Annotated in this window: 20 protein-coding genes and 1 pseudogene; 7 read left to right on the top strand and 14 right to left on the bottom strand. The window is 61.0% G+C overall.

Going from position 1 to position 19715, the window contains the following annotated elements; genetic code table 11:
- Nucleotides 1-17: 17 nt before the first annotated feature.
- The gene (locus CCGE525_RS04680) at nucleotides 18-953 is read right to left on the bottom strand and encodes a LysR family transcriptional regulator (RefSeq protein WP_120703264.1); all 936 of its coding nucleotides are present in this window, start codon (nucleotides 951-953) and stop codon (nucleotides 18-20) included.
- Nucleotides 954-1187: 234 nt separating this feature from the next.
- On the opposite strand from CCGE525_RS04680, the pseudogene CCGE525_RS04675 reads away from it, so the two are divergent.
- Nucleotides 1188-2418: pseudogene (locus CCGE525_RS04675) on the top strand (MFS transporter).
- 139 nt (nucleotides 2419-2557) lie between these two features.
- Here CCGE525_RS04675 and CCGE525_RS04670 read toward each other — a convergent pair.
- From CCGE525_RS04670 to CCGE525_RS04645, 6 genes are all read right to left on the bottom strand, one after another.
- Nucleotides 2558-3214, bottom strand: a complete 657-nt coding sequence (locus tag CCGE525_RS04670; RefSeq protein WP_120703263.1) for a TetR/AcrR family transcriptional regulator — start codon at nucleotides 3212-3214, stop codon at nucleotides 2558-2560.
- Nucleotides 3215-3437: 223 nt separating this feature from the next.
- Nucleotides 3438-4313, bottom strand: coding sequence for a dienelactone hydrolase family protein (locus CCGE525_RS04665; RefSeq protein WP_120706254.1), 876 nt, complete (start codon nucleotides 4311-4313; stop codon nucleotides 3438-3440).
- Nucleotides 4314-4468: 155 nt separating this feature from the next.
- Nucleotides 4469-4891, bottom strand: a complete 423-nt coding sequence (locus CCGE525_RS04660) for an MAPEG family protein (RefSeq protein WP_120706253.1) — start codon at nucleotides 4889-4891, stop codon at nucleotides 4469-4471.
- 143 nt (nucleotides 4892-5034) lie between these two features.
- Nucleotides 5035-5574, bottom strand: coding sequence for a hypothetical protein (locus CCGE525_RS04655; protein WP_245472086.1), 540 nt, complete (start codon nucleotides 5572-5574; stop codon nucleotides 5035-5037).
- Between the two features lie 54 nt (nucleotides 5575-5628).
- A complete protein-coding gene (gene guaB / locus CCGE525_RS04650; protein WP_120703261.1) occupies nucleotides 5629-7113 on the bottom strand; it encodes an IMP dehydrogenase in 1485 nt (494 codons plus the stop codon).
- 177 nt (nucleotides 7114-7290) lie between these two features.
- Nucleotides 7291-7881 (bottom strand): TetR/AcrR family transcriptional regulator, encoded by a 591-nt coding sequence (locus CCGE525_RS04645; RefSeq protein ID WP_120703260.1) that lies wholly within the window; start codon nucleotides 7879-7881, stop codon nucleotides 7291-7293.
- A gap of 126 nt (nucleotides 7882-8007) precedes the next feature.
- On the opposite strand from CCGE525_RS04645, the gene CCGE525_RS04640 reads away from it, so the two are divergent.
- Together CCGE525_RS04640 and CCGE525_RS04635 are read left to right on the top strand one after the other, a co-directional pair.
- Nucleotides 8008-8433 (top strand): tautomerase family protein, encoded by a 426-nt coding sequence (locus tag CCGE525_RS04640; RefSeq protein ID WP_120703259.1) that lies wholly within the window; start codon nucleotides 8008-8010, stop codon nucleotides 8431-8433.
- A 62-nt stretch (nucleotides 8434-8495) separates the two neighbouring features.
- Nucleotides 8496-8891 carry a VOC family protein gene (locus CCGE525_RS04635; RefSeq protein ID WP_120703258.1) on the top strand — a complete coding sequence of 132 codons (396 nt, stop codon included), beginning with the start codon at nucleotides 8496-8498 and terminating at the stop codon, nucleotides 8889-8891.
- A 37-nt stretch (nucleotides 8892-8928) separates the two neighbouring features.
- Here the strand turns inward: CCGE525_RS04635 and CCGE525_RS04630 are convergent, their stop codons facing one another.
- Nucleotides 8929-9849 carry an MBL fold metallo-hydrolase gene (locus tag CCGE525_RS04630; RefSeq protein WP_162950127.1) on the bottom strand — a complete coding sequence of 307 codons (921 nt, stop codon included), beginning with the start codon at nucleotides 9847-9849 and terminating at the stop codon, nucleotides 8929-8931.
- Nucleotides 9850-10151: 302 nt separating this feature from the next.
- On the opposite strand from CCGE525_RS04630, the gene CCGE525_RS04625 reads away from it, so the two are divergent.
- The gene (locus CCGE525_RS04625) at nucleotides 10152-11591 is read left to right on the top strand and encodes an MFS transporter (protein WP_120703256.1); all 1440 of its coding nucleotides are present in this window, start codon (nucleotides 10152-10154) and stop codon (nucleotides 11589-11591) included.
- A gap of 36 nt (nucleotides 11592-11627) precedes the next feature.
- Here CCGE525_RS04625 and CCGE525_RS04620 read toward each other — a convergent pair whose 3' ends face one another.
- The 6 genes from CCGE525_RS04620 to CCGE525_RS04595 all read right to left on the bottom strand — a co-directional run bounded on the left by CCGE525_RS04620 (nucleotide 11628) and on the right by CCGE525_RS04595 (nucleotide 16604).
- Nucleotides 11628-12011, bottom strand: a complete 384-nt coding sequence (locus CCGE525_RS04620; RefSeq protein WP_120706252.1) for a VOC family protein — start codon at nucleotides 12009-12011, stop codon at nucleotides 11628-11630.
- Between the two features lie 63 nt (nucleotides 12012-12074).
- Nucleotides 12075-12794 (bottom strand): RlmE family RNA methyltransferase, encoded by a 720-nt coding sequence (locus tag CCGE525_RS04615; RefSeq protein ID WP_120706251.1) that lies wholly within the window; start codon nucleotides 12792-12794, stop codon nucleotides 12075-12077.
- Nucleotides 12791-14380, bottom strand: a complete 1590-nt coding sequence (locus CCGE525_RS04610; RefSeq protein ID WP_120703255.1) for a Ppx/GppA phosphatase family protein — start codon at nucleotides 14378-14380, stop codon at nucleotides 12791-12793. Before CCGE525_RS04610 ends, CCGE525_RS04615 begins: the two co-directional genes overlap by 4 nt.
- A gap of 162 nt (nucleotides 14381-14542) precedes the next feature.
- The gene (locus CCGE525_RS04605; RefSeq protein WP_120706250.1) at nucleotides 14543-15340 is read right to left on the bottom strand and encodes an anti-sigma factor family protein; all 798 of its coding nucleotides are present in this window, start codon (nucleotides 15338-15340) and stop codon (nucleotides 14543-14545) included.
- 16 nt (nucleotides 15341-15356) lie between these two features.
- The gene (locus CCGE525_RS04600; protein WP_120703254.1) at nucleotides 15357-16001 is read right to left on the bottom strand and encodes an RNA polymerase sigma factor; all 645 of its coding nucleotides are present in this window, start codon (nucleotides 15999-16001) and stop codon (nucleotides 15357-15359) included.
- A 60-nt stretch (nucleotides 16002-16061) separates the two neighbouring features.
- Nucleotides 16062-16604 (bottom strand): tetratricopeptide repeat protein, encoded by a 543-nt coding sequence (locus CCGE525_RS04595; RefSeq protein ID WP_120703253.1) that lies wholly within the window; start codon nucleotides 16602-16604, stop codon nucleotides 16062-16064.
- A 196-nt stretch (nucleotides 16605-16800) separates the two neighbouring features.
- On the opposite strand from CCGE525_RS04595, the gene CCGE525_RS04590 reads away from it, so the two are divergent.
- The 3 genes from CCGE525_RS04590 to CCGE525_RS04580 all read left to right on the top strand — a co-directional run bounded on the left by CCGE525_RS04590 (nucleotide 16801) and on the right by CCGE525_RS04580 (nucleotide 19709).
- Nucleotides 16801-17853: a type III polyketide synthase gene (locus tag CCGE525_RS04590; protein WP_120703252.1), complete on the top strand. Its 1053-nt coding sequence runs from the start codon at nucleotides 16801-16803 to the stop codon at nucleotides 17851-17853.
- Nucleotides 17853-18350 (top strand): isoprenylcysteine carboxyl methyltransferase family protein, encoded by a 498-nt coding sequence (locus CCGE525_RS04585; protein ID WP_120703251.1) that lies wholly within the window; start codon nucleotides 17853-17855, stop codon nucleotides 18348-18350. The genes CCGE525_RS04590 and CCGE525_RS04585 overlap by 1 nt, the downstream gene beginning before the upstream one ends.
- Nucleotides 18351-18461: 111 nt before the next feature.
- Complete coding sequence (locus tag CCGE525_RS04580) at nucleotides 18462-19709, top strand: NAD(P)/FAD-dependent oxidoreductase (protein WP_120703250.1); 1248 nt, start codon at nucleotides 18462-18464, stop codon at nucleotides 19707-19709.
- Nucleotides 19710-19715: the final 6 nt, after the last annotated feature.

The following is a 19715-nucleotide window of genomic DNA, read 5'->3' as shown; positions in this document are numbered from 1 at the left end:
GCAAATTCAAGCACAGTTTAGGTGTTGGCGGCTATGGTATCCCCAAGCGGCTCGCCCGCCAGGAACTTCTGCATGCGCGGCACCGTGAAATCGATGAAGGCCCGTACGCGGGCCGGCATCAGCTGCGCGCCCCGGTAGAGCGCGTTAATATCGTCGAAATCGGAAACGGTGCTGTCGGCGAGCAGCTCGATCAGCTCGCCCCGGGCGATCGGGCCGCGGACGTGGTAGTCCGCGATGCGGCCGATGCCGACGCCGGCGATCGCCATCCGGCGGATTGTTTCGCCATTGTTGACCAGAAGCGAACCGCTCAGCATCCGTTCGACGATCCGACCTCCTTCACGCATCGGCCACACCGGGTTCGCCCGGCGAAAGTTGAAGCCGAGGCAATTGTGACGGAGCAGGTCCTCCGGCGTTTCGGGGACGCCCCATTTCTCGAGATAGGCCGGCGAGGCGACGATGCGGCGGCGGGTCGTGCCGATCTTGCGAGCGATCAGATTGGAGTCGGCGAGCTTGCCTACTCGGATCGCCACGTCGGTCCGGTCGAGATAGAGATCGACCGTCTCGTCGGACAGCGACAGATCGACGACGATGCCCGGATAGGCCTGCCAGAAATCAGGCAGGATCGGTTCCAGCGCCGCGACGCCGAAGGTCACCGAGGAACTTACCCGGATCATGCCCTCCGGCTCGGCGCCGCCCTGCGCGATCTGCTGTTCCGTTTCGTTGAGATCGGCGAGCAGTTGCTGACTTCGCTCGTAGTAAAACTCACCTTCCTTGGTGAGAACCAGCCGCCGCGTCGAGCGTTCGACAAGCCGGACGCCCAGCCGGGTCTCCAGCCTCGCTACAAGCTTTGAAACCGTGGACGGCGTCATCAGCAGCAGCCGGGCGGCTTCCGAAAAGCTGCCGGCCTCGACGACTTGAACGAAAACCATCATCTCGCCAGCCCTGTTGTCCATGCCGCCCCCCGCACCGGTCTACAAGTGGGGCCGACAATAGCCGCGAACGCAGGTGCTGTCTCGGGATAAGCAGCGCCGTTCGCACCCATCTGTGAATTTTCTTCTCAAATCGTGAGAAAGCGACCTGGCTACTGCCGCCGGGCCGAACATGAGATCCATTTCGTCAAGCAACACACTGGTTTTGAGTTCCGCCAAACGACTGCACCCCATTCCGTTCCCGAAAGGATCATCGAAATGTCCATCACCTCAGAAACCCAGGTCTACTTCCCCGCCGCAACCGATGGCGTCGCCCGTTCCCAGAAGCTGACCTTGCTGGCGCTCGCCCTCGGCAGCTTCTCGATCGGAACGTCGGAATTTGCCAGCATGGGCATCATCCAGCTGTTCTCCGACAGCCTCGGCATCAGTGTTCCTGACGCCACCAACGCGATTACGGCCTATGCCTTCGGCGTCGTCATCGGTGCGCCGCTCGTAACGCTCGCTGCAGCCCGGCTCAACCGCCGCACGCTTCTGCTGCTGCTCATGGGCCTGTTCATCGCCGGCAACGTGCTGTCGGCCGTGGCTTCGAACCTCGGCTTCCTGATGCTGGCGCGTTTCATTAGCGGCCTTCCGCAGGGCGCCTATTTCGGCGCCGGCGCGGTGGTCGCCTCCTACATCGTCGGTCCGGGTCAGGCGGGCAAGGCCTTTGCCATCGTCATGACCGGGCTCACGGTCGCGACCATCGTCGGCTCGCCGCTCGCCACTTTCCTCGGCCAGACTGTCGGCTGGCGCCAGACTTATCTCGCTGTCGCGGCCTTCTCGCTGCTGGCCTTCGCCGCCATCAGACAGTGGGTGCCGCGCACGAAAGCGCTTGACGGTGTCCCGGTCATCCAGGAGCTTTCGGCCTTGCGCAAGGGCTCGGTCTGGGGCGTGATGCTCGTAGCTGCACTCGGCGTCGCCAGCATCTTCGCGGTCTATACCTTCATCGCCCCCTTCGTCACCGACGTCGTCCGGCTCGATCCTGAAATGATCCCTGTTGCGCTGACCCTCTTCGGCATCGGCATGACGGCAGGCAATGTCTATGGCGGCAAGCTGGCCGACCGCTATCCGGCCCGCGGCATCGTCGTCGGTTTCGGCAGCGCGTTGGTCCATCATGGCAATTCTGGCAACCGGCGGCGCCAATCCCTGGGTCTTCTTCCCCGCCATGTTCGGCGTGGGTGCCGCGATGATGGCTGCCATTCCGACCATCCAGGTTCGCCTGACCCGCTTCGCCCCTGAAGCACCTAGCCTGATGGGCGCCATGAATCTAGCTTCGCTCAACGTCGCCAATGCCGTGGGTGCTTGGGCCGGTGGTGTCACGGTTGCGGCAGGTTACGGCCTTCTCTCGGCTGTCTGGGCCGGCTTCGCACTCACCCTCGTCGGGCTCGCAATCTTCGGCCTGACGCTGATGCAGAAGCAAATGGCCGTGGCTGAATCCGTTGGACACTGAGTACTCCGGGCTAGGTTTTGCTCAGTGCGACATCACCGTTGTCGGTCGGCCATTTTGATGGGGCGACCGATATCTACTTTGGGCCTAGAACTGGCGCGGGTGGCATCGGCCACCGAATTCCGGAGAATATGCCTACTGCCTACTGCGCGGTGCCTATTGCCTCACCCGCACTTGGCTCGGCAAACAGCGTCGCCCGGATCACCTGTTTCCATTCGTTGAGCATGCGGACGGCGAGGCTTTTTTCGCTCATGACCGCGAGGCGGACGGAAGCGCCAATAAGGTGGCTGAAGAGTTGGGTGCGGGCGTGCAGGTCGATTTCACTGCCAGCCGGGATATAAGCTTCGATGCCCGTCAGGAAAATTTCGGCGACGCGGTTGCTGTGCTGAATGTTCAGCCTCAGAATATCCTGGTCCATTTCCGTCCCCAGCCACACGCCCATATAGGTCGGATCACCGCGGAACTCGCGATAGTACCAGTCGATCATGCCGCAGACGAGATCAACGGCGTGGTCGAGGGACTTTACGACGGCGAAGACTTCCGTCGTCTTTTGCTGGACGAGAACGGCGTGGCGATCGAACAATGCTGTGACGATCGCGGCTTTCTCGGGGAAATATTGGTAAACGGAACCTATCGGTACGCCGGCAGCAGTGGCAAGCTCCGTCATTGTCATGGCGCTGACGCCTTTTTCGGCAATCAACTGTGCGGCAGCCGACAGAATGACATCGACGCGGTGGATGCTGCGCTCCTGCTTGGGCTGCTTGCGGAATTTGATGCGGTCGGGTGTTTCCGGGCTCATCCATTTCCCATTTCATTATCACTCGGAACGACGCCGGGGCGTGCGCCGGTTTATGCCACACGCATGTTCAATGCGCGTAAATGGGAAAAGTTCAATTTTAAGTGTTAATATAGAGAAACAATGTGCTGCCAGAGACAAGGATCGAAGTATCGTGTCGACCAGCAGATGGACGCGGTCGCGAATGCCGCTGTCGCGTCCGCTCCCATGTCGCTGACCGCTTAGCCTAAGCCAGATACTTCTTCAGAAACGCCATCGTCCGACCCCAGGCAAGATCGGCGGCTTTCTTGTCGTAGCGGGCAGCCGAGGTGTCATTGTTGAAGGCGTGATTGGCGCCGTCATAGACGAATATCTCGAAGGTCTTGCCGCCGGCCTGCAGCTCTTTCCGATAAGCATCGATGCCGGCATTGGTACGGTCGTCGAGGCCGGCATAATGCAGCATCAGGGCGGCTTTGATGTCGGGCACATCTGCGGCGGCGGGCTGCATGCCGTAATAGGCGACGCCGGCCTTCAGCTCCGGTGATTTGGTGGCGAAACGATTGATAACGCCACCGCCCCAGCAGAAGCCGACAGCGCCGACCTTGCCGTTGGAGCCGTCGAGCTTGGAGAGGTAAGCCAGGCTCGCTTCGGCATTGGCAACCGTCAGCCCCGCATCGAGCTTGTTGAACATATCGCGTGCCTTGTCCTCATCCTCCGGCGTACCGCCGAGCGGCGACAGGAAATCCGGCGCTAGGGCAATGAAACCTTCCAGCGCAATACGGCGAGCGATATCGCGGATATGCGGGTTGAGCCCACGATTTTCATGAATGACGATCACACCGCCAAGCTTACCGCCGGCTCCCTTGGGCTGAGCGAGGTAGCCTTTCATTTCACCGGTGCTGCGAGGATAGGTGACGTCCTTCGTATCGAGACGGCTATCATTGGCGGCAACGATCTCGGCGCTCGCCTTGTTGGCCGCAAGCAAAGGCGCAATTGCGGCGGCGGCCCCGGCCGAGCCTGCGAGTTTCGTCAGCTTTTCCATGAAGCTACGCCGGTCGAGCGTCAGATGCGTATATTCGTCATAGGCATTGATCATCGCCTGCGTCACGATGGGCTTATCCATGTTCATTTTGGTTTCCTCTTCACCTTTCCCCAGCAGCCAGCATCCCAAAGCAAAGCCACCCGATGACAAGATAGGTCAACGGAGTGCGGTGGGGCGGTAAAGGAAGAACACAAATACGTTACCGCAGGTTGTTTCCTGCAGGAACGCAAGTCAGATCAGGAGAATGCCATCCAGACAGCAAGCCAGACCCACATGCCGGCAAGGGCGATATAGCCGATGGCGAAAAGCGGGCTGCGGTATCGCAGGTTGTTGCTGGTGACATGCACGAAGGCGTGGGCGTAGCGCGACACAACGAAGATCCAGGCCAGGATCAAAGCGGGCAGATTATCCGCCTGAGCGACGAAGAGCGCGATGGAGCAAGCGTGAAAAAGAAGGGGAAGTTCGAACTGATTGGCGATGCTGTTGCGCACCACCAAGCTTTCCGCCGGCTCATCGGCAGCATAATTCTCGCGAAACTGCGATTGCTTGATCCGGCCTGCCTTCACCGCGCTCCGGCGGCGCAAGCCCAACAGCGCGTAGAGAACATAGACAAGCACTGCATGGGCCACCATGGGCCAGAACATCTCATAGCCGGTCACGCCGCCAACTCCGTAGAGCAATTCCAGGAAAAGTGCGAAGCGGCTTTCCGTCCGGAATTGCGTAAAAACAAAGGATAGAGCGGGAAAACGTTCCGTGAAACGCTGGACCGCCCTACGGGTTGCTGAACGGCGGAAATGACCGTTCAGGACGGCTTGGAACCGTCCGGAGACAGGTAGCGAAGAATCGCGAACCGGGCCAGCAGAATGATGGTGACAACCAGCAACAGGAACTTTAGCCGCACGATGACCGGCAGCAGGCCCGCGAGCAGCCTCACGGTGCCATCAGACGGCGCAGCCGGCGGATAGAGCAGCAGGCCGGCAATAGTTTCGGCATAGTTCATCACGCCGTAGAAGATCGGCAGGAGGAAAATCAGCGAAACCACCACAGGCGGGATCGGTCGGCCGAAAAAAGTGCCGCCCGGCCTGACCAGCCGCAGCATGCAGAATAGCAGGCCGCCCAACGCGAGCGGAAAGACCAGCTCGGGCCCAAGATACATGGAATGCAGGATTGCGGCCGGGTCAGGATGATCTTTGAGGTAGCGCAGCATGGCGGCGACGTCTTCCTGCTCGTAGCCGCCGATGCGCGCATCCAGCATCTCCTGTCCTGCGGCGGCGTCGCGGAAGGCCGTGACGAAGCCCGCATAGATCCAGGCAAAAAGTGCCAGCGACAAGGCGGCGAGCACCGCCGTCAGGCCTTGAAGAGACCTGACGTTGCCTTGAGCGTTACCCGGCATCGATCAGCCGCCGGCACCCGGATAGTTCGGGCTTTCGCGGGTGATGGTGACGTCATGGGCATGGCTTTCACGTAAGCCCGCGCCGGAGATGCGCACGAAAGTGGCACGCTCCTGGAATTCCTTGAGGTCGGCGCCACCGACATAGCCCATGGCCGCCTTGAGGCCGCCAGCGAGCTGGTGCAGCACGCCCGAGACCGAACCCTTGTAGGGCACCTGGCCTTCGATGCCTTCCGGCACCAGCTTCAGCGTGTCGCGTACTTCTGCCTGGAAGTAGCGATCTGCGGAGCCCCGCGCCATGGCGCCGACGGAGCCCATGCCGCGATACGCCTTGAAGGAACGGCCCTGGTACAGATAGACCTCGCCCGGGCTTTCGTCCGTCCCGGCGAGGAGCGAGCCGACCATGGCGGCAGATGCGCCGGCGGCAATCGCCTTGGCAAGGTCGCCGGAGAACTTGATACCGCCGTCGGCGATGACGGGGATATTCTGTGCCTGCGCGGCCTCGACCGCCGACATGATGGCGGCGAGCTGGGGCACGCCGACGCCTGCGACGATGCGGGTCGTGCAGATCGAACCAGGGCCGATACCGACCTTGACGGCATCGGCGCCGGCATCGATCAACGCCCGTGTACCATCATAGGTGGCGACATTGCCGGCCATGATGCGAACAGAGTTGGAGAGCTTCTTGACCCGGGTGACCGCGTCGAGAACGCGCTGTGAATGGCCATGGGCGGTATCGACGACGAGAAGGTCGACGCCGGCGTCGATCAGGCGTTCGGCACGCTCGTAGCCATCGTCACCGACACTGATGGCGGCGGCGGCGCGAAGGCGGCCCTGCGCATCCTTGGAGGCATTCGGGTTGAGCTGCGACTTTTCGATATCCTTGACGGTGATCAGGCCGACGAGGCGGGCTTCGCCGTCGACGACCAGCAGCTTCTCAATGCGATGCTTGTGCAGCAGGCGCTTGGCTTCCTGCTGCTGCACGCTGTCCGTGACCGTGACCAGATTTTCGTGAGTCATCAGTTCGTGGATCTTCTGCTCCGGATCGGAGGCGAAGCGGACGTCGCGATTGGTAAGGATGCCCGCGAGGCGATGCGACTTCTCGACGACCGGGATGCCGGAAATGCCATGCGCCCTCATCAGAGCGAGCGCTTCGGCAAGGGTCGCATCAGGACCGATCGTGACCGGATTGACCACCATGCCGCTTTCGAACTTCTTGACCTGACGGACCTCTTCGGCCTGCTGCACCGGTGTCAAGTTGCGGTGAATGACGCCCATTCCGCCGGCCTGAGCCATGGCGATTGCAAGGCGGCTTTCCGTCACCGTGTCCATGGCTGCCGACAGGATCGGCAGATTGAGTTCGATGTCCTGGGCGATGCGGGTGGCGATATTCGTCTGGCCGGGCATGACCTCGGAGTGTCCCGGCTGCAGGAGCACGTCGTCGAATGTCAGAGCATCCAACCCGGTTGACGTTTCAATAATGCGTGCCATGGCCAATTTCCTTCATCTCTGAAAAGCAGGAAGGCTCCGGAACGAATCGTCTACCGGGCGATCTTGCAAGTGTTGCTTGGAAGTTGGCGAGGGCTGGTAACACGTCTATGACAGGAAGTGAATAGGGAAAACGATGACATGAGTTCTTGCCATCGACTCAAGAATATCCAGCCAATCTCAGCGCTCTTCCATAGATGAAGCGATGGACCCGGCCTTTCGCTCGATCGCCTCCACGATGCGCATCGATAGCGCCGGGTCGGAAACAGCGCGCGCCATGGTTACGCCGCCGGACAAAAGCGCCAGAAGCGCGATCGCATTTTCTTCGCGCTCCTCGCCCGAATTGCCGGCCAGGCCGGAAGCCGCTTCCTCTATGACCCTGCGCAGTTCGACTTCGTAGGCAGCCCGCGTATCGGCATCGGCACGCATCACGTCGGGAGAAAGGCTAGGCAAGGCGCAGCTCTGTCCGAGCGCGCAGGTGCGCTTCGGCCCGAGATAATAGCTCACGAACGCCGTGAGCCAGCCCCTGCCGTTTTGGGCTTTCAGGTTCGATATGCCGAGCCGCAGTTCATCAAGTCCCGCCTGAACCGCCGCCTTGAACGCTTCGCCCTTTGATTTGAAATGCCCATAGAACGCGCCGTTCGTGACACCTGCAGCCTTGGTCAAGGCATCGATGCCGGAACCGCCATAGCCTTCCTGGCGGAAAAGCTCGCCCGCGGCGTTGAGGACGCGCGTGCGCGTTTCGAGCTTGTGTTCTGTGCTGTAGCGCATGGCAACTTTCTTTAAGAGTGATCACTCTTTATGTTTGCATAGAGAATGATCAGCGTGTATCAATAGAGAGCGATCAGTATTTATGTAGCACCGCCAACCGAGTTTTCAAACGAAAGGAATCCCGCCATGCCTATCACACTCACCGTACCGGAAGGTTTGCTGTCGAGCGAAGCCGAGGCCCAAACCTTCGCAGAATTGACCGATGCTCTCTTGAAGGTTTCACAACTCTCCGGGAACGCATTCATGACCCCGAATGTCGTCGGTACCATCAACGTTCTGCCGCAGGGACGCGTATTCTCAGGCGGAAAACCGGCCGCGGCCGCGTTCATAGAGCTGAAACTGCCAGAGATCGCACTTGCCACCGACGAGGCCAAAAAGGCTTTCACCGAGGCAGCCACAACCATCGTCGAACGCGCTTCGAATGGACGTGTATCCCGCGATCATATCTGGACCAATATCGTCTATGCCGCTGACGGCTCCTGGGGTATCGGCGGCCAGGTTTACGGCAGCACCAAGCTCGTCAGTGCGATCCAACAAGCGGCTGCGCTCTAGAAAGCTTGCCAAGCGATGCGGCAAGTTTCCACTCGTAGCCTGTGACCAGAGTGAGGCTCGCCATGCGACTTTCCAATTATCTGTTCTTCACGACGAACTGCGAGCAAGCGCTTGTCTTTTACGAGACCTGCGGCCTCGGAAAAATTGTCGAAATCAAGCGTTACGGCGTGGATGGAATCCCCACGCCGCCCGGATTTGTCCAGGGCCAAGTCATGCATGCGAAATTCCAGGGCCCTGGCGTCCTTTTCTATGCTTCAGACAATGACGACGCGGAGCCGATGCGCGGATCAGCACATTTGCTTGAGTTCGAAGACCCAGAGCAGACGAAGGAGATGTTCGCCCGCCTGACGGCGGGCGGCATGATATCGACACCGCTCGGCAAACAACCCTGGAGCAACCTCTATGGGAAGCTTACCGATCAGTTCGGCGTGCAATGGATGCTTAATTGCGTCGTTTGAGTTCGATTGCGCTCAACTAAGCAATCGAGGCTGCGCCTCACAAATCGAATTGATAGGTTTTCGGCACATACCGGAACCCCTCCGGCTGCTTTTCAACGAAACCGACTGCCGGGAACGGCATATGGAAGCCGAGGAAGGGGATGCGGTCGGTGGCGATCATGTCGAAGATGCGGCGCCGGGTCTTGATGGCCTGGGCCTTGTCGGCGTCGAAGCGCACCTCCCAATCCGGACGCCCGACCGACAGGATATAGTGATTGGCCGTGTCGCCCGTCATGACCAGTTGCTTGCCATCCGATGCGAGGTGGTAGACGAGATGACCGGGCGTATGGCCGGGAGCGAGCATGGCGGTCATGCCGCTGACGATTTGATCGCCTTCTTTGAGGAAAGTCATCTTCTCAGCAAAGGGCACGACATTGGCGAGCACGGCCTTGTGACCGCCTTCGGCAGGCGTCCCTTCGCGTGACTTGTCCGTCCAGAACTCATATTCAATCTCGCCCGCGGCGTAGCGCGCATTCGGGAAGGCCGGAGCGCCGTCCTCCATCAATCCGCTGATATGGTCGCCATGCAGATGCGTCAGAGCGACGACGGTCACCTGCTCCGGCGTGTAGCCGACAGCTTTCATACCCTCACGAAAACGACCCAGACCGCGCGCGCGGCCGGCGGCACCGAAGCCGGTGTCGACCACGATCACGTCGGCGCCGGTGTCAATGATGGCGGGCGCATAGCTATTGACGAGCTTTTCGGTCGGCAGGAAGTTCTGGGCCAAAAGCTTTCGTACCGTTTCCGGCGCCTGGTTCGATCCGAAGATTTCCCAGGGATTCTCCAGAATGTTCGCACCATCCTTGACGACGGTGATGGTGCAGGACCCTAGCTTGAACTGATGGGTGTCGGGCGGCAGAACAACGGCGGTCATTATCTCATTTTCTCCAATGGTGGCAGCGTAAGCTGCGCCTATCATCGTCGTCGGCAGCGGCACGCCGGAATACGACCTTTCATGGCCGAAAATTTCGCCATGACATATCCATCCAAATCCGCTAATACACCGAACGACGTTTTATGCGTTTAGCATTTCCATGCGTTTAGCATATGTCAAACTTGGTATCCTATACTGGGCGGCAAGCGGCATCACGAAGACGTGATCCCCAGGAAGCCACAGGGCAGAATCGGGGATTGGCAGAGGCCGCGCATAGGACTACAGAGCGGGTGCCCGTCTCAGGCGGACCCCTTCCCCGAAGACACTACCCACCAAGGCATCTGCCTATGAATCGCATCGTTCCCCTGATCCTTGCCGTCGCTCTTTTCATGGAGCAGATGGATTCCACCGTGATTGCGACCGCGCTGCCGGCCATCGCGACCGATCTCCATGTTGGTCCGATCACGCTGAAGCTGGCGCTGACTTCCTACATGGTGTCTCTGGCGGTTTTCATTCCGATCAGCGGCTGGATGGCGGATCGCTTCGGGGCGAAAAACATCTTCCGGCTTGCCATCTGCGTCTTCGTCATCGGCTCGATCATGTGCGCCTTTTCTGGCGGCCTTCTTGAATTCGTCGCCGCCCGCTTCCTGCAAGGTCTCGGCGGCTCGATGATGACGCCGGTGGGGCGCCTCGTACTGGTGCGCACGACACAGAAAAGCGACCTGGTCTCGGCAATGGCGCTGCTTTCCATTCCCGCACTTGTTGGCCCGCTCGCCGGACCGCCGCTCGGCGGCTTCATCACCACTTACGCCTCCTGGCACTGGATCTTCCTCATCAACGTGCCCGTCGGTGTTCTCGGTGTCATCCTGTCGTCGATCTTCCTGCCGGAGGTCGAGGCGACCATGCCGCCGAAGCTTGATTTCATGGGCTTCGTGCTGACATCCGTCGCTGCGGCCGGTGTCGTCTTCGGCATGTCGGTCATAAGCCTGCCGGCATTGCCGCCATTCATTGGTATTTCGGCCGTCGTCATCGGCTTCGTCTGCGGCTTCCTATACGTCGGCCATGCCCGTCACCATCCGGCGCCAATCCTCAACCTGTCGCTTCTGAAGAATGCCACCTTCCGTGCTTCCGTCACGGGCGGCACGCTGTTTCGTATCTGCATCGGCGCCATGCCATTCCTGACGCCGCTGATGCTGCAGCTCGGCTTCGGCCTCAATCCATTCCAATCGGGCCTCATCACCTTCGCCGGCGCCATCGGTGCCATCAGCACTAAGTTCATCGCCCGCCGCGTCTTCACCGCGGTCGGCTTCAAGACGGCGCTGCTGTCGGCGGCAGGGATCACGACCGTGACCACGATCTGCACCGGCCTGTTCCAGCCCTGGACGTCGCATCTCATCATCGTTGGCGTGCTGCTGATCGGCGGCTTCTCGCGTTCGTTCTTCTTCACCGGCATCAATGCACTCGCCTTCGCCGACATCAGCGACAAGGAGGCAAGCCAGGCCACATCGATGAGCTCGGTCATGCAGCAGATCAGCCTGGCACTCGGCGTTGCCGTCGCCGCCATGATCTTGGAAACCTCGACCTTCTTCAGCGGCACCGAACTGCAGGTTCGCGATTTCCATATCGCCTTCTTCTGTATCTCCATCCTGACGGTGGTCGCCACAATTCCCTTCATCCGCATGGACCGCAGCGCCGGCGCTACGGTCTCCGGCCACAAGGCCGGCCTGAAGCGTGTGGCCGCGACACAGCCACCGGTGCCGCAGCATCAGCAGCCGATGGTGAAGTAGGTTTTCACCCTCTCCCCGTTGGGGCGAAGGTAAATCCTATTCCGGCCGCTCGCAGACGGCGCTGAGCTTGTTGCCGTCGGGATCGCGCACATAAGCAGCATAGAAATTCGCATGGAAAGAGCGCAGGCCCGGCTTGCCCTCATCGGTGCCGCCATGGGCAAGGGCTGCGGCATAAAAGGCGTCGACATCGGCGCGGCTTTCCGCGTGGAGAGCCACCATAGAGCCGTTGCCGATCGTGGCCTTGCGGTGATTGTAAGGAACCACGACCCAGAAACGGCATCGCGTATCGCCATCAGCAGCGTAGCCGATTTCCTCATCCGATTCGCGTTGACGACGGTAGCCGAGGACCGGCAGAACCGCATCATAGAAGCTGCGTGCACGCGGAATATCGTTTGAGCCGAGAGTGACGTAGAGAAGCATGGTGAGAATGCGCTGCCTGCAATGCCGATGAAACTGTATCATCGGACAAAAGCGACGGCTAAATCAAGCGCTCGTTGCTTCGTCTTCCGTCTTGCGTCCCTTGAAGCCCTTCGCCAGCAGGAACATCTCCACGGATTCAGCCCTGGATGCGCCCGGTTTCACATGAATGACCTGTCGAAAATTCTGCTTCAGCAGCGTCAGCAGGTCGCGTTCTGTGCCGCCCTGAAAGGTCTTGGCGAGGAAATGTCCGCCTTCGCCCAGGACCTCGACGGCGAAATGCGCGGCGACCTCGCAGAGATGCATGGTTCGCAGGTGATCAGTGCGCTGATGTCCGGTCGTCGGTGCGGCCATATCCGAAATCACGAGATCGGGCGTGCCGCCGACGGCGTCGATCAGCCGCTGCGGTGCGTCCGGATCGAGAAAGTCGAGCTGCAAGATGGTGACGCCCGGAAGTGGCGCCATTTCCAGGAAATCGATGGCCGCGACGCGGATGTCTTCTTCCGTCGACCCGGTGACCTTGGCGGCGATCTGCGACCAGCTTCCCGGCGCGGCGCCTAGATCGATGATGCGGCGCGCGCCCTTGAGGATATGGTGCTTCTCGTCGATCTCCAGCAGCTTGAAGGCGGCACGGGCACGGTAGCCCTCAAGCTGGGCGCGCTGCACATAGGGATCGTTGATATGCCGCTCCAGCCATTGCCGCGAGGAGGCCTTCAGTTTCTTTTTCTTCACCCGCTGGCCGAGCTTGCGGCCGGTGCGGTTGCCGGCGATGGTTGGCTTGGTCACGTCTGCGGCCCCTTCATATCCCTCGGTCGATGGCCGCGGCGCGAGCGGCCGCGCCGCCACACACCGTCATCCGCCATCATGTCGGTGAGCAGTCCTTCGCGCAGGCCGCGATCGGCGACGCGCATGCGCGGGCTTGGCCAGCGTCGGCGGATTGCCTCGAGAATGGCGCAGCCTGCCAGTACGAGATCGGCGCGGTCCGGCCCGATGCAGGGGTTGGACGCGCGACCGGCGAAGTCCCAGGAAAGCAACTTCGCCTGCATTGCCGTCACTTCGTCGTCGGACAGCCAGACACCATCGACGCGGCGCCGGTCGTAACGCGGCAAATCGAGATGGACGCCGGCGAGCGTCGTCACTGTGCCGGACGTGCCGATCAGATGGAAATCACCACTGTCGCGGGCAGCCCCCTTAACCGGCGGGCAATCGAAGCGTTCGAGCATGCCCTCGACCTCGCGCACCATGGTCTCGAACAGTTCCGGCGTGACGTCGCGGCCGCCATGGCGTTCCGAGAGCGTCACCACGCCGACAGGCAGCGAAGTCCAATGTGTGATGTGATTGGCAAGCCGGCTGGAGCGGTTTTCGCCAATGCGGATGACGGCGATTTCCGAGGAGCCGCCGCCGATATCGAAGAGCACGACCGAGCGCGCCTCGGGACCAACCAGCGACGAGCACCCGGAAACGGCAAGCCGCGCCTCCGTCTCGCGATCGATGATTTCGAGCCGCAGGCCAGTCTCTTCCGTAACACGGGCGAGGAAGGCTTCACCATTCTCCGCCGCGCGACAGGCTTCGGTTGCGATCAGCCGCATGCGGCGGATCTCGCGCGTCTTCAGCTTACCGGCGCAGATGCGCAGAGCCTCGACGGCACGGTCCATGGCATCGCTTGAGAGCCTTCCACTGGCGCCAAGGCCCTCGCCCAGACGGACGATGCGGGAAAAAGCGTCAACGACGCGGAACTGGCCGGGACGTGTCGGCTGCGCGATCAGCAGGCGGCAGTTGTTGGTGCCGAGATCGAGCGCCGCGTAGAGATCGACGGGTCGAGAATCGCCATCGGCGTGATGATACGGCGCTTGGCCGTCGCGGCGTTGCGACGGCGAATGCCGATCAGGGTGATGATCAGTGCGAGCAGGAGCACGTTCAGGCGCGACACTAGCGGCGGGAGCGACGATCTGCGCCGTCTTTTCGTGCACCAGCGGGCGGCCCTGCAGACCGCGCTTGCTGCGATGCTTGCGCCTGTTCTTGCCGTTCTTGTGCGATGACGCATGGCCGTGCTCGGCTGGTGCACGATGCTCCTGCGCGGCGGAGGCCTGTTGCTGTTGTACCGGGGGGGCATGCTGCGCACCATCATGCGCTCCGCCGTGAGAACGGCGGCGCCGCTTGCGCTTCTTGGCCGGAGAACCGGCGTCGTTATCTATTGGGCGTATCGCCACCAGACTGGACGTGCCGGTCTGGTTGGCCTCCGCAGAATAAGCGTTCGGGCGGGCGCTACCGCCGCGCTTACGCTTAGCGCGCCGGGAGGATTTGCCCTTCCTGCGCTCTGCTACCGACGCCCCGTCTGCCTGCGGCACTTTGCCGCTGTCGGGGTCACTCACGTATCTTTTCCACCGCGCCGCGCAAGGCCGAGAGGCATGCTGCAGGCGCTCATTCGATTTTCGTTGGGCGGAGAATATCAGCAGGATGAGTTTTCGCCAAATTCTTTTTGAATCGCGCGATTTGCGGGAGTTAACCGTTCTCGTTGGGAAGAAGGGGCAATCTCAAACCGCCAGGCTCGCCCGAACACCATCTGCCAGCGTTTTCATCCGATCGATCGGCGAATGGCCGATCAGCATGAAGGCATGGGTAGCATTCGACCAGTAGACGACATTCATGCCCCGGCGGTTTTCCATGTCCGGTGCCGAAGCGCCCTGGGTCGAGGGAATGATGCAAAGCGCCATCGGACCGCTTTCGGGGTCGAGATAGGCGATCTGTGCCAAAGGTTTGCTGTCATAATTCAAGACCTGGGCGCGCCTGAAATCGACGCCCGGCATGGCGACGGTTTCGGGCGTCAGTGCGAGGCCCAGTTTAGAGCCGACTTCTCTCAATTGCGCCAGCTGCTCAGCGCGATCGCCGGCCGGCGCGCTCAGAGTGTCCGGCGTATAGAGCGAAAGATATTCGGCGACGACGGCGCGCCACTCGCTCCCCTCGTCCGGCTTGGCAAGACGATGGCTGATGCCGATCGCGGCGCGGTCGATGGCGATGCCGACAACCAGGCAGGCAGCGACCGCCGAGAGGAAGCCGCGGCGGCTGACGCCGAAAGCGACCTTCTTCTGCTCCGTTGTGGAATTCTGCTCCTTCGTGGAAGGGATGGCGGCAAGCATGGCGTCCAGCTTGGCGCTCGGGGCGGCGGCAAGCACGGGCTCGAATGCTTCGCGGAAGGGCAGATCGCTGCGCGACAGGAAATCGAAGCGGCCCGCCACTCGGGCATCGCTAGCGATCAGTTTTTCTATGCTGTTGCGCTCAGCCGTTTCCAACTCGCCGTCGATGTAAGCGGTGAGCAGTTCGTCCGAGGGCATATTGTCTTTATCCAATTCACTCATTCCCGTTCCCCAGTCGCCCACCCCCAGAAAGCCGCGCGCCTCCTGCCGATCCCGTGCCGTCAGCAAGCTTTGCCCGCGCCGCCGCCAACCGGCTCATCACCGTTCCGATCGGCACTTCCAAAACCTCGGCCACCTCGCGATAGGACAGTCCTTCGACATAGGCGAGGAATACAGCGGTGCGCTGCGCTTCCGGCAGCGCCTGCACCTGCTGCAGGACCTGGCCCGCGAGAATATGCGTTTCCGTTTGGCGCGCGCCGTCGAAGACCAGCGTCTCGTCGGCATCGACAAATCCTTGACCCATGCGCACCCGGCGCGAACGTATCTCGTTCAGCCAGATCGAGTGCAGGATCGAAAACAACCATCGGTCGAGCCGTGTTCCGGCTGCGAACTGACCCGCCCGTTCCAACGCTCTGACGCAAGTCGCCTGCACAAGGTCATCCGCGACGTCGCGTTGGCGCGACAGCACCACCGCATAGCGCCAGAGCCGCGTCAGATGCTGCGATAGGCCCGTCCTGATATCCTCTTCGCTGGCTATGGCACCCTCCGCGAGGTTCGCGTTCTTGGGAATCGCCGGTCTTGCCGGCGGTTCCGATTTTACCCGACTATAAGCAGAAATTGTGGAATGAGCGACTGACACTCGGATATCCCTCTAAATGCTGACTGCTTATAGCGGCCATCTTCGGTCCGGCGGCCAAGATCACAGGCTCGACGGATTCTGGATGGCTTCGTTCAGGTCCTGGTATTCCTCGCAGGAGGTGTTGCCGCAGAGCGTCTTGATCGTGCTCAACTGATCCTTGGCAAGGTCGATCTGACCCTTGATGACATAGGCTTCGCCGAGATATTCGCGAACCAACGAATACTTCGGGTCCATTGCCACGGACTTCAGGTAATAGGAAATACCTTCATCCGTGCGGCCGAGCTTGCGTGTGGCGTAGCCGCGATAGTTCAGTGCTTCTGCGGTGTTCGGATTTTGCATGGTGTCGAGAACTTCCAGCGCTTCTTCATAGCGGTGGTCCTTCTTGGCGAGCGAATAAGCATAGTCGGCGCGGTTCTCGTCGGTGACATTGGCGCCCTGCTGCTTCACGCACTTCTTCGTCTTGGTGTCGTAGATCTCGCCCTTCTTACAGGTCGGTGTCGTGCTCGAATTGTCGCCGGCCGCAAAGACAGGAACGGCAAAAGCGCCGAGGACGAGGCCGGCGCCGAGAGCGACGGAGGCAAGGCGGAAAGCGGTAGTCGTCATGGGATTGCTCCTTGGCAAAATGAACGTTGCGATGGGAGAACACGCCATCCGTTCATTTTATTCGCAGTCATCGGATATTTTTCTCGCGCCTGTGCCAACGACCTGCCGTCACTCTTTCGTGACCGACGCGACTGAATAATTCCTGGCGCTGGCGTGTTTCATCTGCGTACCCGCCGAGGGTCGCAAGGAGAAACAAGTGACCGATACCGTCAAGCTTGTCAGTCTGGCTGTCGCAACGCCCGACAACATCCTCTATCAATCGGAGGCCGCCGCGACCGCCGGGCGCCTGTTTTCCGATCGTTTCCGCGATTTCAAGCACCTCGCCAGCGTGTTCGAAAACGCTGGCATCCACAAGCGTTATGTCGCCCGTCCTCTCTCCTGGTTCGAACAGCCGCATGGCTGGCAGGATCGCATGGAAGCCTATGCCGACGTCGCAAGCCAACTCTTCAAGAAAACCGCTACCAACGCCCTGATACGTGCAGGACTGCGAGCCGAAGAGGTCGATTGTGTCGTCACGGTGTCCTCGACCGGCATTACGACGCCGAGCCTAGAGGCTCGGCTTGCGCGCGAGATGGGCTTCCGCTCCGATATCGAGCGTGTGCCGGTCTTCGGCCTTGGTTGCGCGGCCGGCGTTTCCGGCCTTGGCATCGCCTCGCGCATGGCGAAGGGCCGTCCGGGCGCCGTCGTGCTCTTCGTCGCCATCGAACTCTGTTCGCTCGCCTTCCGGCTGGACGAACTGACGCGGCCGAACATCATCGCAACAGCACTGTTTGGCGATGGTGCGGCCGCCTGCATCCTGCGGGCCGGCAAGGATGGTCTCGCGGAGATCGAATCGACCGGCGAGCATCTCTTTCCCGATTCACTTCGCATCATGGGCTGGAAGATCGACGATACAGGCTTCGGCATCATCCTGGACCAATCGCTGCCGCCCTTTGCCGAAGCGAATATCAAGCCCGCCGTCGCCGGCATTCTCGAACGCGCGGGTCTGACGATATCGGATATCGACCGCTTCATCTGCCATCCTGGCGGCACCAAGGTGCTGGTAGCGCTGGAGACCGCCTTCGGCCTCGATCCCGGCTCGCTGGATATCGAACGCGAGATCGTCAGGAACTACGGCAACATGTCGTCGCCGACCGTGCTCTTCGTGCTGGAGGGTCTGATTATCGACGGCCTGCCGCGGCGTTCGGCCATGATTGCCATGGGACCCGGCTTTACCGCCAGCTGCGTCACGCTGAAGAGGATTGCCTGATGCTCTGGCCGTCGGTCGCGCTTCTGGCATTTGTCACCCTGCAACGGCTGGCCGAGCTCATGCATGCGCGGCGCAATACCGCGGCCCTTCTTGCGCGTGGCGCCCGGGAGATTGCGCCAGGACACTATCCCTATATGGTGGCGATGCACGCGGCCTGGCTGATCGGCCTGTGGCTTCTGGCCGCAGGCCGGCCGATCAGTCCTGTTTGGTTCGTCATCTTCATGGTGCTGCAAGGCTTACGCGTCTGGGTGCTGGCGACCCTGAAAGAGCGCTGGACGACACGGATCATCGTGCTGCCGGGCGCAGCTTTGGTGACGAGCGGACCCTATCGCTTCTTCAGCCATCCAAACTATGCGGTGGTCGTCGGCGAGATCGCCGTTTTACCGCTCGCCTTCGGCCTGCCACTCTACGCCTTGATCTTTTCGCTGCTCAACGCCGCCATTCTCACCCTGCGTATTCGCGCGGAAAATGCGGCTTTGAGACAGGTCATGGCCTGATTGCATTTTTCATTTGCGCCGCAGCATTTTGGCAGGCATTTTCGCTGCTTGAAGCATGGTTCTTGAATAAGATCATGCGCAAATAAAAGAAGCATGCGGATAGCAGGGAACATGACAAAAGACGCAATCGTGCTCGGCGCAGGCATTGTCGGCGTATCGACGGCCATTCACCTCCAGCGGCGCGGGCGCCAGGTCACCCTTGTCGACCGCAAAGCGCCCGGTGAGGAGACCTCGTTCGGCAATGCTGGGCTGATCCAACGCGAGGGCGTGGTGCCCTATGGTTTTCCGCAGCAGTTCGGCCTTCTTCTCCGCTACGCCTTCAACAACCGCATCGACGCGCATTATCACCTGCGCGCACTGCCTGGGCAGATCGCCTTTCTTGCCCGCTACTGGTGGAATTCCAATACCAAGCGGCATGAGATGATCTCGCGCGCCTACGCGCCGCTGATCGAGCATTCGATCAGCGAGCACAATGACCTGATAGAAGCTTCGCACGCCGAGGAATTGATCCGCAAAAACGGCTGGATGGAGATTTTCCGCACGGACGAGAAGCGCGATGCGGAATTTGCCGAGGCCGAACGTCTCAACCGCGAATTCGGGGTCGGCTATGACGCGCTGAGCGGCACCGATATCGCGACGATGGAGCCGCATATCAAGGGTAGGTTCTCCGGCGGCCTGCGCTGGCGCGATCCCTGGTCCGTGCTCGATCCGCATGGGCTGACCGCTGCCTACCGCAATTATTTCGAAAGCATTGGCGGGCGGTTTGCGACCGGCGACGCCGTCTCGCTCGGCCTGTCTGGCTCCCGCTGGAAGATGGTGACATCGGATGGCTCGATCGAGGCGGAGGACGTCGTCGTTGCTCTCGGTCCCTGGGCCGATCTGGTGACGAAGCGTTTCGGCTACGCTTTTCCGCTGGGCGTCAAGCGCGGCTATCACATGCATTATGCCGCCGAGGGCAATGCCACTCTCAACAATTGGACGCTGGATGCCGAGCGCGGCTATTTCCTGGCGCCGATGAGCCGCGGCATCAGGCTGACGACGGGTGCGGAATTTGCCCTGCGCGACGCGCCGAAAACACCGATCCAGCTTGACCGTGCCGAAGCCGTCGCCCGCACCGTCTTTCCGCTCGGCGAGAGACTCGACCCGGAGCCCTGGATGGGCGCCCGCCCCTGCACGCCGGATATGATGCCGATCATCGGCAAGGCGCCCCGCCACAACGGCCTATGGTTCGCCTTCGGTCATGCCCATCACGGCCTAACGCTGGGGCCTGTGACCGGGCGCGTACTCGCTGAGCTGATTACCGGTGAAAAGCCGTTCATCGACATCTCGGCTTACGCGCCGGACCGGTTCGCGCCCTGATATCTT

The sequence above is a fragment of the Rhizobium jaguaris genome, assembly GCF_003627755.1.
GTDB classification, from domain to species: Bacteria; Pseudomonadota; Alphaproteobacteria; order Rhizobiales; family Rhizobiaceae; genus Rhizobium; species Rhizobium jaguaris.
This window is presented reverse-complemented; position numbering and strand designations above follow the sequence as displayed.

What these genes read in the sequence shown, in the direction of transcription:
- CCGE525_RS04625 (WP_120703256.1), top strand. Translation starts at nt 10,152, where the DNA reads ATGAATCGCATCGTTCCCCTGATCCTTGCCGTCGCTCTTTTCATGGAG.
- CCGE525_RS04620 (WP_120706252.1), bottom strand. Translation starts at nt 12,011, where the DNA reads ATGCTTCTCTACGTCACTCTCGGCTCAAACGATATTCCGCGTGCACGC.
- guaB (WP_120703261.1), bottom strand. Translation starts at nt 7,113, where the DNA reads ATGGCACGCATTATTGAAACGTCAACCGGGTTGGATGCTCTGACATTC.
- CCGE525_RS04580 (WP_120703250.1), top strand. Translation starts at nt 18,462, where the DNA reads ATGACAAAAGACGCAATCGTGCTCGGCGCAGGCATTGTCGGCGTATCG.
- CCGE525_RS04670 (WP_120703263.1), bottom strand. Translation starts at nt 3,214, where the DNA reads ATGAGCCCGGAAACACCCGACCGCATCAAATTCCGCAAGCAGCCCAAG.
- CCGE525_RS04645 (WP_120703260.1), bottom strand. Translation starts at nt 7,881, where the DNA reads ATGCGCTACAGCACAGAACACAAGCTCGAAACGCGCACGCGCGTCCTC.
- CCGE525_RS04635 (WP_120703258.1), top strand. Translation starts at nt 8,496, where the DNA reads ATGCGACTTTCCAATTATCTGTTCTTCACGACGAACTGCGAGCAAGCG.
- CCGE525_RS04605 (WP_120706250.1), bottom strand. Translation starts at nt 15,340, where the DNA reads ATGCCCTCGGACGAACTGCTCACCGCTTACATCGACGGCGAGTTGGAA.
- CCGE525_RS04640 (WP_120703259.1), top strand. Translation starts at nt 8,008, where the DNA reads ATGCCTATCACACTCACCGTACCGGAAGGTTTGCTGTCGAGCGAAGCC.
- CCGE525_RS04585 (WP_120703251.1), top strand. Translation starts at nt 17,853, where the DNA reads ATGCTCTGGCCGTCGGTCGCGCTTCTGGCATTTGTCACCCTGCAACGG.
- CCGE525_RS04630 (WP_162950127.1), bottom strand. Translation starts at nt 9,849, where the DNA reads ATGATAGGCGCAGCTTACGCTGCCACCATTGGAGAAAATGAGATAATG.
- CCGE525_RS04680 (WP_120703264.1), bottom strand. Translation starts at nt 953, where the DNA reads ATGGACAACAGGGCTGGCGAGATGATGGTTTTCGTTCAAGTCGTCGAG.
- CCGE525_RS04595 (WP_120703253.1), bottom strand. Translation starts at nt 16,604, where the DNA reads ATGACGACTACCGCTTTCCGCCTTGCCTCCGTCGCTCTCGGCGCCGGC.
- CCGE525_RS04665 (WP_120706254.1), bottom strand. Translation starts at nt 4,313, where the DNA reads ATGGATAAGCCCATCGTGACGCAGGCGATGATCAATGCCTATGACGAA.